Source organism: Sphingobacterium faecium, from assembly GCF_003054045.1.
Lineage (GTDB): Bacteria > Bacteroidota > Bacteroidia > Sphingobacteriales > Sphingobacteriaceae > Sphingobacterium > Sphingobacterium faecium.
Genome location: NZ_QBKH01000003.1, coordinates 397,991 through 411,453, shown reverse-complemented (window position 1 = coordinate 411,453; position 13,463 = coordinate 397,991). Strand labels below are relative to the sequence as shown.

The window sequence follows — 13,463 nt, the reverse complement described above, 5'->3', positions numbered from 1 at the left end:
CTGTTGATATTTGACGTTCTCACTCAGAGCATTGGCTCCAATAAAAGCTGTTGCTCAAACGGGATTTTTGTGTTGATCGGTTTGATTAAAAAATACGGCAAGTCGTAAGGAGGGTAAACAAACAAAGCCATTCTTGGGAGAATGGCTTTGTTTGTTTTATTTATATGATCTAAGATCGTTTATTTCAGCTTTTCGATCTCGTCAATACTAAGACCAGTACCTTTTGCAATATCTGCAATAGGTAAACCCATTTTCTTGAACTCTAATGCTGTCTCAAGGGCTTTTTTGCGCTCGCCTTCGGCTTTAGCAATTACAACAGCTTCTTTAGCCTCTTGCAATTGATTTTCTAGTCCTTCCAATTGATTTTTAAGTCCTTCAACTTGTTCCTGTTGATACATCCGCACTGCTTCGGCATCCCATTTACGTTTTAAACTAATATCATACATAGTTCGTTCCTCCTTTGTCAATTTTGCGTAGCTGGCCAACTGAAAGAAGCGTTGAAATACAGCCGATTTCATGATCCGTGGCAAGGTCTTTAACGTAGACATATTCTTGAGCATATAAAATACTTTATCCAGTTCGTCTTCAACCTCAGCTTCGCTTTTAACAAAGTTAATAATTTCTAAATAGATAAACCCCAAACCCTCGTAAAACTAATTGAGTTACTGTTGCATACTCAAGCAACTGTAAGGAAAGTCTCTTGCTGACCAAAAAGTATCAAAATTTTCCAGCAAAATATTTCCCCTGAATCTCTATTACACAGGCAAGTATCATGAAAATATGTACTCCGATCACCGCCTGGCATATGAAAACCATCCATCAGGACAATGGTGTAAACCTCGGGAATGGCATAACCCCAGGCTTTGCGGTTTCCTTTGGGTGCTGTGTCTGAAATAACCTTGCTAGCATAATAGAGCATGCGTTGCTTTAGATTAGTCTGACTGCTGGTCTGCATCTCGATGATGATCTCTTCTCCTGTACTGATCTGGACTACCAAATCAAAGATAACTTTGCCGATCTCTTCGGTTGCACCAATACGCTCGGTATCCCGATAAGTAAGGTCTGTGATGGTCTTTCGACCACGAAAGATAATATTGAGAAAATTAATTAGGTTGATCTTGTCTCCGAATAACCGTTTGAAGCCCTCATCGGTAGTCGGATCAATAAAAACGGGTTGAACGTGATTTTTCATAATTTTAGCATTTGCTGAAATAATTAACTATTGCTAAGCAAACATCAGAAAAACTAAAATTATTAGCCGGTTATTAATCGTTTGTAGTCGTTTGTAAACGTTTGTTGTCGGCTAGCAGTCAAAAAAAGCATCAACTTGTTAACCTAGTCTTGCTTGCCGGACACAAAAAAAGCCACATCTAGCGACATGGTCTTAACTAAACATATGATTAAACAGTAAATTACTTATAAGAATTGATCGATTTGGATATTTTCCAGTTAATTACGACCATTGGTCATGTTTACTCTATAAAATTCATATTCGTTTCCTTCTTCTTTATATTCGGTCAACAGCCCAAAATAAAGAGTAGAATCGTCTGACCAAAATTCCTGCTCTATTACGCAAAGCCATTTGCCGGTTTTCTTTTCAAAGAAATCATTGAGCTCGGCGATCTTTTTAAATTTACCATTCTCCCTTACCTGGATAAAATGGCTGTAGCATTCCTGCCCTTCGAATACCTTGTTCAATCTGTATTTTCCAGATGGTGATATGGTCACCAAGTTGAGGTTTCCTATCTCATAGGTAGTCTGTCCTGTGGACAGATCAAAGCTTACATCCATGGTGTGGCCGCATTCCAAAAGCAAAACGTCCTCGGAAGGAAAGTATGAAACGAAAGCACATTCACTGAGGTCAACCTCATTTTGGACAGAATGACCATTCCTGAAATTAATCTTTTTTATACCCAGGTAATTTCCCTGCTCTTCAAATTCTACGATTCCTGCCAATTTTTCCTGAACGATCTTTAAATCTGTAATCTTATCCAAAGGGATATTTACTTTAGCACTTTGTTTTGCAGAAAGGAATTCTGCGCTACTTATTTTTTCTATTGCCAATTCAATTGTTTGTGGTCTGGACTTAAGAGGTGCCGGCCCTTCATTTGCAACAGATACTTGACTTGCTTTGGATGGGACACCACTTTTTGTTGTTCCTTTCTGATCACAGGATAGCACCACTATGGACAGAAAAACAATTACTCTTACCATATAATCGTATTTAAGTTTGCCTATCGGATCTGCTAAAAGTATAGATAGGAAAACCCAAGGTTAATAATACTTTTTGACATTGCGACGACCACAAATTTTCCAAAGTACCACTTGGGTCAACTCAGTACAATGTTATATTATGCGTTGACAAAAATTTCACTTCCTTTTTTGATTTGGGATTTCAATATCTTCTAACGATGAGTACGATCCTGCGAAAGATTTTTTGACCACTGCTAATTCGCCATTGATTTCCATAACGACGGCTTCTACATCTTCCACATCACCAAGCCCTGCTTCCCTTACAGCAGCGAGAACTTCTTCTTTTGTAAGCACCTCTTTTTCCATAGCATGTTTGAGGTAATTTCCACGATAATATACCAAAGTAGGTGAAGCATTAATAGCTTTTTCTAGGAAATGGAATCTCTTTGCAGAAAATGCTAGAAGATACTGTAGCAGTATGATGATTGCGAGCGAAACGGCACCTTCGATTAGCGTGACTTTCCCCAAAATCATCGACGAAAGTGTAGAACCTAGCGTTATCGTGACAACAAAATCAAATGCGGTAAGCTTGGCTAACGTCCGTTTTCCAGATATACGGATAAATAAAAATAAAACGAAGTAACCAATGACAGTACAGAAAGCAACATTTCCAATGCTTTGCCAATCTTTAAATATTAATTCTTTCATAAGGAGATAACAAATGGACCAACTTGATGTTCGGCTTCAATAAGAATTTATTAAAAAAAATTGGATTTTAAAAAAATGGGACCAAAAGATGCTTTCCTTGTTCGTTGTAACTTTATTTCTGTGCTATAGGTACGCGAAATATAATTGTATTGATTATGCGCTATACCACTTTTTTTTGCGGCAATTTAAACTATGATATCGTTTTTTACCTAAAGCGTTTTACAAAAGCATCATGAACGATGTGTTCAAATTCTTACTTCAGAAACCGCAATACTGTGTTTTATCTATGGATTTAAGATGTTTTGGTAGTGGTGAATGAAAAGGACTACTGTCAGTCTTTATCGATTCTCCACTGTATAAATCATTGTCCCTACGGAATGACAGATCCCTTCGGGATTCCCAAATATATAAACCCTACACCGGTATGCTATGAGCATCTGCTGGTATCTGTGTGGCTTTACCTTCTTTAACATAGCGTAATGTGCTTGGGCTTGAGCTTCTTTGGATATTCTGAATATTCGTAAATTTCTTTACTATAGCATTTTCTTTTACTCTTATGTTTAGCAATCACTGGAAACAGGATACAATTCTTATTAAAAGTTTTCCATTATATTTTTTAGTGTATTACATAATCTACAGATATAGATCTAAACCACACGAATATTCTTGAAAAATGCACACATATAAAACCACTATTTTGCTAGTGATCTTTAATGCTGAATATTACCTAAAAATAAGGAATATGACATCATCTACTATGCATATATCCCTATTCAATTAATTCACTAAAAAACAAAAACTATGAAAAAATTATGTACTGCGTTACTATTCTTATCTATAGGAATAAGCGCTTTTTCAAGTGATTTGGCATCTAATGTTAAGCAAGATGGTGCACAGCTAGAGATTAAGAAAACCTCGGAAGACCAAATTGAAGTATCAACAACACCACAAGTGGCTGGAAAACCTAAACGTACACAACTGAGGGTTGACTGGCAGGATGAATGTGGAAATACAATGGCTATATGGGTATCAGGACCACAGGGCACAAGTTACGGTGACCTGTGGATGACAGCAGCCAACCATGCAATAACTACTATAAATAATAATGGTGGTTGTTTATATTAAATCAACTGTTAGATTTCTAGGGCGCTTTTAACCCCTTCTTTTTGATCACTTATCATAAAACTGATGCGTAATTACATCAAGCTTATTGCAGCTGCACTCGTATTGTGCAGCTGTTATGCTTTTAGCTATAAAAATACAACCGAGCCACCTACTGGAGTTGCTTATTATCACTTTTTTCATATCCGCGATTCAACAAACACGGGTATTTTATGGGAAGAAGATTTCCTGATGCCTTTTAATGCCTACCAAAGCTTTTATACAAGCTCGACAAAGATGACTCAAGATTCAATACAAATGGCAAAGATAGAAGCGGCTATGAAATCTGGGAGCAATACGGTAAACATGGGGACTTTATTAAGAACGACCAGCGATAACATCTACCTGAACGAAAAGGAAAGCAGCTTATATATCAATAAGAACTTTAACCGGAACAACTACCTGATAAAAGAAGCCTTAGAAAAAATAAATTGGAAAATTGAGCAGGAAACCAAAGAAATATTGGGTTATGTTTGCCAAAAAGCTACTGGTATATGCAAAGGCAGACTGTATACAGCCTGGTTTACTACAGATATACCTGCAAGTCTTGGCCCATGGAAATTGCACGGCCTACCAGGTTTAATTTTAGAAGCGTATGATGCAAGACAGTGGATAAAATTTACTTGTACAAATGTGGTTACAAGTGGAAAACTACCAGCTTCAGCATCATTGGAATTACCTACAGATGCTACAGTAACTACTGCCTCAGCATATAATCAAATGGAGAAAGCGAGCAAAAATGGCTTTGGTATGGATGCCATGAATTCAAGTGGTTTAACTATTGATAATGTAGCTGTAGATAGAAACGGATCTGGTACAAAACGCAAGAAATTCGTATTGAATTTTCCATTGGAATTAACAAACTAAGCAAATAAGATTTGTGCAAAAAAACTATATTACTTGTTTTCTTAATATTTTCTACTCGATTACTTTATGGTCAAAGTACCATAATCATAAATGGAATCGTAAATGACAGTATTGGGACTCCTGTTGGCTATGCCTCTATAACCCTCATCAATGAAAATGGCGCAGGAATTTCTTTTACCAAAACAGATCAGCAGGGCTCGTTTAATATTGAATTGCAAGGAAATAAGGAGCTTCTTTCTCTCAAAATAACGGCTATAGGTTATCAGCAACTTGTAGTTCCGCTTTCCAATATCGCTCATTATCCTTATGTTGCGATATTAAAAAAAGCATACAATAAATTATCAGAAGTTACCGTAAAAACAAAAAGTAAGATATCTCTATCCAGCGATACCTTAAAATATAATGTCAACGCATTCAAGGATAAAAACGATCGGGTAATTGCGGATTTGATCGCCAGACTTCCAGGCATTCAGGTCGATGACAATGGTGCTATTAGCTACAATGGGAAACGCATAACCAATGTGTATCTAGATGGTGATAATCTTTTGGATGGGAAGTATAGAACTGCTACCAGTAATGTGCCTGTTGATGCTGTTGAACAGGTTCAGGTGATAGAAAGAGATCAACCAATCAAAGCATTAAATGGTTACATGGTAGCCAATAACATTTCGTTAAATTTGAAACTTGCCGATCATGCCCGCACTATTAGCATCAACACTGGTTTTATAGGTTTGGGCAACAAGGCCTATGTTGCAGAATTGAATAATCTTATTTTTAAAGATAAAGTTAAGAGCATAAACAATTTAAAAGTGAATAATATTGGTCAGAATCTACAAACAGAGCATGCCAATATCGGGATATCTTTCAACAGCAGTGAGGTTGGTTTGAAAACCCCCAAGCCATACCTTTCTATGATGAGTGAGCGAACTCCCACTCTAGCCGAGAAATATCACCTCATCAATAATGATTACGCGGGGAATATCAATGCACTTTATAAACTTAAATCTGACTGGGACTTACGCTTAAATATTGCTGCCATGGAACTAAAAAGAAATTACAATTACAACAATGTGGTTAATTACTTTTTGCCAAATGCTGATACCGTTCGTTACAATGAAATACAGCATACCATTGAAAAATTAAGCCATTGGCAAATTGGTGCCCAAATCGAGAAAAACAGCAATTCGATATATGTAAAGTCTAACACAAAAATAGATCTACCCAGGTGGGATCGAAGTGGCGGCACAATTCAAAATAATGTAGCATTTAAGCAGATACAGCCAACAAATCAACTATCCTTGAGCAATGAAACTAATCTGACAAAGGCAATGGGTGTAGATCATGTGGTACAGTACAATTCGGTGCTACAATTCTATAAAATGAACGAAAATCTAAATATTTCTCCGGGAATTCAACAAGACATTGTTAATGATAGCATGAGCTATTTGATGCTTAATCAGCAAGTCAGGACAAAAAACCTGTTTATAAATCAATCTGCTACTTATAAAACAAAATTTGATCGTTTTATCCTTTCGGCAGCGTTAGGCGCATATTATGATCACAATACACTTAATAGTAATTTATATAAAACCGACAGTTTAAACGTAATCAGCACAGTCGGCAAAAACTTTGAAAATGATATCGTGTTTAAAAATATAGGGCTCTACGGAAAAGCGGCACTAATTTACCAGCTGCAAAGAGGTTCCTTAAGCCTGGAAACTACTCCTACATACAGCTTTATAAAATACAATAAACGTGATGCAGTAAACGCTGAAAAAAAAAACTATTTTCTTTTTAACCCTATAATAGAGTTCCGTAACAAAATAGGAAAATACAGTGAGCTTGATTTTAGATACAGCCGGCAAACCAGCTTTGGTGAAATTACTGATATTTATCCTGGTAATATATTGGTAAGTTACAGACAATTTAGCGCAAATGACATACCCTTGCCTAAAACGGATCTACATACAATTGGAGCCAGATATGCTTATCGTAAACCCATAAAAATGTTATTTTACTTTATTTCCTTAAACTACGATAGAACCGGGCAGAATTTTATAATTTCTTATGTTATTGATAGTGGTGCTACCAAAGCTAACGCCATAAATTATAAAAATGTTACTAACAAGTATGCCCTTAGTGGAAATATTTCGAAATATCTATTTCCAATCGCGACTAATATTTCAGCAAGCGGGAATATAGGATTGCAACAAGGAAACAGTCTGTACAATAACGAAATCTCCCCATACAATGGTTACAACATGAATATATCGCTAAAAGCGAGGAAAAAAATATTATCTGAACTAACGATTTCAATTGCCGGAGATCTGGCAAAATTTATCAATGAACAAAATACATGGGATGATACAGTAATAAAGAACATCACCAGGTTAAGCAAAATAAAAGCAGAATGGCAACACAATATAAGCGATCAAATAGCTTATACATTTGCTTATAATTTTACTTCTTACAAGCAGGCATCAAGACAGATAGTAAATAATAGTTTCCTGGATTTAAATTTAAAGTACAGTCCTGCCAATTGGAAAAGTTTTTTTGAACTTCAGTGCATAAATTTGACCAATCAGAAACTTTATCAACAAATGAATTCGGATTCAAATCAATTAATGACTTTTCAATTACCCCTAAGGCCACGAACAATCTTGTTGAAGTACGCGTTTACCTTTTAAGATCGGAAGGAGTGAATTTTAACACCAATACTTTGTCATCTTCGCCCACTCCCGTAAATTACTCGCCACGCATGCAGATTAATCGACTATGGATATAGCAGTAGGTTGCTGCGTCAATAATGTGTAACAATTGAATCTGACTCTTTGCAGAGCACATCGTTGGATTACTAGAGATTTCTATGGATAAATAAATGTTTTTAGGATTTTTTCAAACGCTTTATCATTTATCACGCAGCTGTAAATTCGGTGTATTATTTTATTTTTGACCGCTTTTTAGAAATATGGGAAACCGTAAGATAGGACAAATATGAACCATTAGATTTGCCAAAACATGAATCAAAAACAAAAGTTAATCTGTATGAGGTTTAAAAATCTAATTGAAGCAAAAGGCTTAACAAAGTATCTATTTTTATTTGCTACTCTATTAACTCTAAATGCGTGCAGCAAAAACCAAGAGGCCATCATAGAACAACCCATGGATGAATTCAGCTACGAAGTGGAATGTAGCAGTTGTGAAATCACCTATACCGATAAATCCAACAGCACAAAAACAGTAAAGCATACAGAAGGAAAGTGGGATTATGTATTTGATCAGAAGATCAGCTTTGAGTTAAAGCTATCCATCAAGACCTTGCTAGCATATAAACAGACAATAAATGCATATATACTAAAAAACAAAGAGATCGTATATGGTGATGTGGGATATAACCAAACTCATATAACCTATGACACACAAAGAGATTTGGGATATGGAGTCTATGGCGCATATAAAAACACAGACTCGGGAAATGGAGGAAATAATGGAGGTAGCACCAAACCGACATCGTCCGTATGCGGAGCCAAAAACAAATCGGGAGGCTACTGTAAGCGTGTCGTTGCCGGTGGAGGAAGATGCTGGCAGCACCGCTAAAAGCTTAGTTATATATTGGTGGATTCCATAAAAGCTTCAATTATGCTAATCGCATTTGAGATAAACCTTTTTTACATGGAGACAGTTGAAACAGCAATACAGGGGCCGAAGTGAAATAAATAAGAAGTACTCCGGATAAACAACATCGGAAACACCTGAGACTAAAGCCAAACATGAGGATATAAAAATACAATACTTGGTGATTCCGAACGACCACAAGGTACGTGTTACCTTATCCCAATAGATCATATCAAAATATAAAGGTAGTATGCGCTTATTTTAACTGCATACTACCTTTTCTTTCTACTGATTGTAGATTACAGCTCTATAAAAAAAAATAGTCGGAGCCTTATTTCTTGAACTGCGCTTTTAAGGTTGTAACGCCAGTGACAAGACTTGTTTCATTTACCGTAACATCTATATCAGTCAGATCCACGCCTTCCCAGACTCCAGCTACTTTGAGAATATACCCTGTATTTTTATCTCTCAAAGTCGCGATATATGGAACATTGAGTTTAAATTTCGCAACTTTCGCAGTAGCAGTAACTTTGGTTTTTGCTGGAACAAGTAAAGGAAAATCATATGTTCTAGTATCTTCAGAACTTTCACTTTGTCCATAAGTATAACTTTGAGATGAGCCAACCTCTGTTTCAATTGAACCTGACGCTAAGAAAGGAACCTTGGCTTTAAAACTAGTACTGACTTTAAGTGAAAAAGAATTTTGTTCAGAGAAGTTGGACGTTTTACTAGCTTTGCTTCCAAAGTTTGTAGTCATTGACTGTTGGACGCTTGAGCCATTTGAATAAGACCAATTTACTATAAAGTCAGGAATTTGAGTAATTGTAGCTCTGGCATCATTTAGGTATTCTATATTTTGAATTTCATAATCCCCTATAACGCGTAATTCAAAAGTTTGATTTAATTGATTAAAATTCTTTCCAAAATATATTTTATTTGCTTGGCCGCCAATAACTTTATTGTATACGTTACCAATTGTAGGTTCTGGACCATCAAACCCTAACACATCTGCATTTTGTAGAGTATAACCAGGTTTATGTTGGTATGACTCTATAAAATTCCACATCGCACCAATTGAATTGGTATTGTCTTTTACGTATAAAATATCTACGTTGGGATTATTGGTGTAAACTCCCGCAGAAACTAATTTATCTTCTACATTTTTTATATAAATATAGCCAGTTAATGGCATGATACCTATTTTAAACCTCTGGTGGGGATTGTTTGAATTTTCTGGGGCTAAGAGAACTTCTTGATTGGTTCCTTGTGAAGTAAAGAATCTGTCTGCAGTGGTATTTCCTTTTACAACAATATTCAAAGGAAGATCTTTAAGGTCATAAAGTGTTGATGGATAAGAAAGTGTTGTGTTTTTAGTTGTAATCAAAGACTGATTGGGGAATAATTTTAAGTATTTCTTTAAGGGAGATTCTTCTATGGGTATTATAGCACCCATTCCCGCAGTGTCGACCACCCCAGCTTGCCCTTTAGCTTGAGCATTTGATAACATCTCTTTCTCATTTTGAATAGGAGAAATAATTTCTTTTTGGCAAGAATTCAATAAAATGAAAGCCGACAAAATAATTAAAAATGACTTTTTCATACTTTATTTTAATTTTGTTAGTAATTTATAGCAATTATAGCTACCTTGTAGTAAATATAGTTAAATATAATTTATAATGAAGAAATTATCATTTATTGTATTCTTAATAATACAACTGTCTTGCTCAAAAAGCAACAACCCAATAGATATAGACCAGAATTCGCCTGATAGCTTATCTTCTAATAAGTATGAGATAATGAATATTCTGTTTGACACAAATTCTACTTCAGTAGAAGAAATTAAAGAGTTGAAACCTAATCTTACCTATCAAAATACTACAGGCACTGTTCAAAAGATAATAATTGATCCCCAACCAATATTCGAAACATCTTTTTTTAATCAAAAATCCGATAGTGTTTTTACACTTGTTGATTCAAGCACATTATATAGTGTCCCTCAATATGTGGATAATTCACAAATTTCTTTAGGGGAAAAGAAATGGAAATACGAAAAAAATGAATTGAAAATACCATCCAATCTAAATCTAAAGGATTCAGTTTATGTTCAACCTAATAAAAATCTAAAAGGGTCAATAGCCATTATTTTCAACAAAATAACGTCTGAATATGTATTAACTCTTAGAGATATTAAAACCAGAGAAATTGTTAAAGTGAATGGTATATGGACTGGTTTTATCCCAAACCGATTAGAATGCTCTATGGAATTCGAAAATCTGTAAATTTGAAATACACTTGAATGTAAAATATTACTTCTTCAGTGGACAAGAATTCGGCACTCAAAAGATTATAATAAGAGTACATAGTATATGTACATAAATGGATTTACTATCAATCCATTATATGTTTGCTACGTTGATTAATTAGGAATATCCTTTAGATAAAGCGCAAAAATTGCCACAACTGAAATTGTTCGCTTATATAAAGGCAGTAAACATTAAAATCTACGGTCTTGGTTCTCTGTATATAGGTTGGAATTCGCGGTACCATTTTTCTAACTTATTATCCTTAAAGCGAAACAAATAGAATTCTTCATCAAAAGGGACATTCCTATAGGAAATTACTTCTATGGTATCCGTATTATTTATCTCCTTTTGCGCGATCGAATAGGATGATCCGAGAATATTAACGACTTGCGATTTGGACATGCCCAATTCGAGCTGCTCCATCTTCGATTGTCTCATTGTGGCTATTCGTACGCCAGAGCAAGAAGATAATATCACCGCCAAAAGACCTATAATAGTTATTAAGTTTTTTTTCATATGTCTAATTTAAGGAATAAATCTATCAAATTGATCTATTTATGTCATGGATACAGTTGCTTTCTTGACGATTTCAAAATCGGTATAGAGTGATATGTCCCTCCACATAGTTGTTTATATTTGATAGTCTATCTTTTATATAAACACGCCCAATACCCAAATCGGAAGCTGTTAAGTCTTTGTAAATGTTTAGGCAGGATGATGCTTAGAGCACTTATTTTTAAATGCTGTAATGATGTGTTCTGCGTAGTGGATTTGTGCATCAGGTCCCTTGGCATCCGGATTAAGCTCGATTTTTTCTGTGTGTATGATCTTGTTCTGATACGCAAATGAAAAGAAGGCAAAAAGCTGGAAACCAGATTCCTGTACAGGTGTCGCATATCCAGTTACAGCAATTCCCCAATCAGTTCCAAACAGCTCGGCAGTATAGAGCGCCATCTTATTGGATATAACACTAGAAACACAGTCGCACTTTTTTGCTTCCTTTTCATCCACTTTTAGCAAATTCACTTTTTCCTGTAAAGTGTAGGCGGTAATGCCACCTTTATAAATTTCAGATGCCTGGAGCATCTGCGACAATAAAAACTGTAGATAGCCTGAAGTAACACTTTCAGCAGTTGAAACAGTTTCACTTAAAGCAGATAGTTTTTTGCTGATTTTGCCCAGTTCATCTGTTGGAAATTCTGATCTATTCTTTATCATTTTTTAATTATCAAATAGTTTGACATTTTGATTAAGATCCCCGTTGATCAAGTCATTTTTTTAAAGAAAAATTTTCTTCCTGTGTACTGCTCAATTGCTTCTCCCAAATCAATTCCCTCACCTAACACGGGTTTAAAGCTAATACCTTCAAAATCTTTGTAGTCTTAAGCAAGACCTTCAACAACTATGGCAAGCCTTCTGACTGCTGGATCCGGAGGTAGTGCTTTCGGAACAGCTCAGCTTTTGAGTACGCCCTACATTTTCAAGCGTAGGACGTAATGCAAATGCGACGCATCGTGCATCTGCACCACAAAGCGAAGCACTTTGCCAAAAAATGTTTCCCCAAAAAGGATATGTTAGAAGTTGTAGTAAATTGCTTTGTTATGCTAGCTTCTATTTGGCATGACGCTTCTTGAGATATTCTTCCAATTTCTTTCTGTCATTGCTACCTATGGCACGTATTGCACCAGTAACCGCTTGGGAAGAAACTCCCATCTTTTCCTTAAAATATTGGATTTCGTAATTTTCTGAACCACTGACTTTGTTTCTGTCAGATTTCCCTTTTTTTGATTTGTTATCTGCCATGATATAATTTTTAAAAAAATTTACGATATGATAAACCAGCGTTTGACTTATTCATACATATAACACCAACAAAACTTAAAAGGTTGCATTTAATAATAAATTTTCTGGTCTTTAATTGCTAGCATCAGTCAATCTTTTTTGCTGAATAACAAAGGTCTCCTTGAAATCTTTCGAGATTTTCAATCTTTTTCTAATAAGTAGAACCTCAAATAGATAATTTTAGTGTCGTTGCATCAATGACCAGATTAGTCATCAATCGTTATTTCAACAATTATTTATTTCAACGCTGGAGATTACTGGTGGAAACTTATAGGTTTTTCCATCCTCTAAGATATTTAACAAAAATCATTTTATAGACGCCTTCAAGGGCGCATCAAAATTTTTTGGCTCTAAATCATTTATAAAAAGGGTAGCTTAGCTTATACTTAAGATTCAAAAAAACACAGGTCTCCTACATTAGGTAGATCTGAATAATCATTAATTAGGTCTGTTCTTTTCCCAAGCATATTACGAATACAATCCAAGGTGTCTCCCTGCTGTCCTTAAAAAACAAATTAAATTTTGACTAACAGATATATTACTATTTCTAAAATCTATAAATCCTAAAAATATAACTTACTTAAAAACCATATTTACTTATTTCTTTGGCCGTGTGCAAATGGTTTCGCAGATTTTGTTCCAGCAGCTTTCTTAGCTTGTCCGGGAGGTACTTTACCGCTATTTCCAGCGGTTCTTGTCGTATAACAAGAAGTCAAAAATACCATACAAATAAGGGTCAATACTATAAAAATTTTTCTCATACTAAATTTTATT

General features: G+C 35.3%; 14 protein-coding genes. 5 read left to right on the top strand and 9 right to left on the bottom strand.

What is annotated here, in order from left to right; all coding sequences use genetic code 11:
- Window positions 1–179: 179 nt before the first annotated feature.
- The 4 genes from C8N37_RS23165 to C8N37_RS09850 all read right to left on the bottom strand — a co-directional run bounded on the left by C8N37_RS23165 (window position 180) and on the right by C8N37_RS09850 (window position 2,901).
- On the bottom strand, window positions 180–641 hold the full coding sequence (locus C8N37_RS23165; RefSeq protein ID WP_108158756.1) for a PD-(D/E)XK nuclease family transposase: 462 nt from the start codon (window positions 639–641) through the stop codon (window positions 180–182).
- Between the two features lie 35 nt (window positions 642–676).
- A complete protein-coding gene (locus C8N37_RS23160; protein ID WP_108158755.1) occupies window positions 677–1,192 on the bottom strand; it encodes a PD-(D/E)XK nuclease family transposase in 516 nt (171 codons plus the stop codon).
- A 257-nt stretch (window positions 1,193–1,449) separates the two neighbouring features.
- Window positions 1,450–2,214, bottom strand: coding sequence for a hypothetical protein (locus C8N37_RS09855; RefSeq protein ID WP_108158754.1), 765 nt, complete (start codon window positions 2,212–2,214; stop codon window positions 1,450–1,452).
- A gap of 156 nt (window positions 2,215–2,370) precedes the next feature.
- A complete protein-coding gene (locus C8N37_RS09850; protein WP_108158753.1) occupies window positions 2,371–2,901 on the bottom strand; it encodes a DUF421 domain-containing protein in 531 nt (176 codons plus the stop codon).
- 801 nt (window positions 2,902–3,702) lie between these two features.
- On the opposite strand from C8N37_RS09850, the gene C8N37_RS09845 reads away from it, so the two are divergent.
- From C8N37_RS09845 to C8N37_RS09830, 4 genes are all read left to right on the top strand, one after another.
- Window positions 3,703–4,026: a hypothetical protein gene (locus tag C8N37_RS09845; protein ID WP_108158752.1), complete on the top strand. Its 324-nt coding sequence runs from the start codon at window positions 3,703–3,705 to the stop codon at window positions 4,024–4,026.
- Window positions 4,027–4,089: 63 nt separating this feature from the next.
- Window positions 4,090–4,929, top strand: a complete 840-nt coding sequence (locus tag C8N37_RS09840; protein WP_108158751.1) for a GLPGLI family protein — start codon at window positions 4,090–4,092, stop codon at window positions 4,927–4,929.
- Between the two features lie 11 nt (window positions 4,930–4,940).
- Window positions 4,941–7,616 carry a Plug and carboxypeptidase regulatory-like domain-containing protein gene (locus tag C8N37_RS09835; protein ID WP_108158750.1) on the top strand — a complete coding sequence of 892 codons (2,676 nt, stop codon included), beginning with the start codon at window positions 4,941–4,943 and terminating at the stop codon, window positions 7,614–7,616.
- 358 nt (window positions 7,617–7,974) lie between these two features.
- Entirely contained in the window at window positions 7,975–8,526 is a 552-nt protein-coding gene (locus tag C8N37_RS09830; RefSeq protein WP_147051539.1) for a hypothetical protein, read from the top strand.
- Between the two features lie 349 nt (window positions 8,527–8,875).
- On the opposite strand, the gene C8N37_RS09825 is transcribed toward C8N37_RS09830, so the two are convergent.
- Window positions 8,876–10,144 carry an aerolysin family beta-barrel pore-forming toxin gene (locus C8N37_RS09825; protein ID WP_045754549.1) on the bottom strand — a complete coding sequence of 423 codons (1,269 nt, stop codon included), beginning with the start codon at window positions 10,142–10,144 and terminating at the stop codon, window positions 8,876–8,878.
- A gap of 76 nt (window positions 10,145–10,220) precedes the next feature.
- Between C8N37_RS09825 and C8N37_RS09820 the strand changes: the two genes are divergently transcribed.
- Entirely contained in the window at window positions 10,221–10,823 is a 603-nt protein-coding gene (locus C8N37_RS09820) for a hypothetical protein (RefSeq protein WP_108158748.1), read from the top strand.
- Between the two features lie 222 nt (window positions 10,824–11,045).
- Here C8N37_RS09820 and C8N37_RS09815 read toward each other — a convergent pair whose 3' ends face one another.
- The 4 genes from C8N37_RS09815 to C8N37_RS22780 form a co-directional block, all read right to left on the bottom strand.
- Window positions 11,046–11,363 (bottom strand): hypothetical protein, encoded by a 318-nt coding sequence (locus tag C8N37_RS09815; protein ID WP_045754551.1) that lies wholly within the window; start codon window positions 11,361–11,363, stop codon window positions 11,046–11,048.
- Between the two features lie 189 nt (window positions 11,364–11,552).
- Entirely contained in the window at window positions 11,553–12,065 is a 513-nt protein-coding gene (locus C8N37_RS09810) for a CinA family protein (protein WP_108158747.1), read from the bottom strand.
- Window positions 12,066–12,458: 393 nt separating this feature from the next.
- Window positions 12,459–12,650, bottom strand: coding sequence for a DUF3606 domain-containing protein (locus C8N37_RS09805; RefSeq protein WP_045754552.1), 192 nt, complete (start codon window positions 12,648–12,650; stop codon window positions 12,459–12,461).
- A gap of 632 nt (window positions 12,651–13,282) precedes the next feature.
- A complete protein-coding gene (locus C8N37_RS22780; protein WP_170114505.1) occupies window positions 13,283–13,450 on the bottom strand; it encodes a hypothetical protein in 168 nt (55 codons plus the stop codon).
- Between the last annotated feature and the right edge of the window lie 13 nt (window positions 13,451–13,463).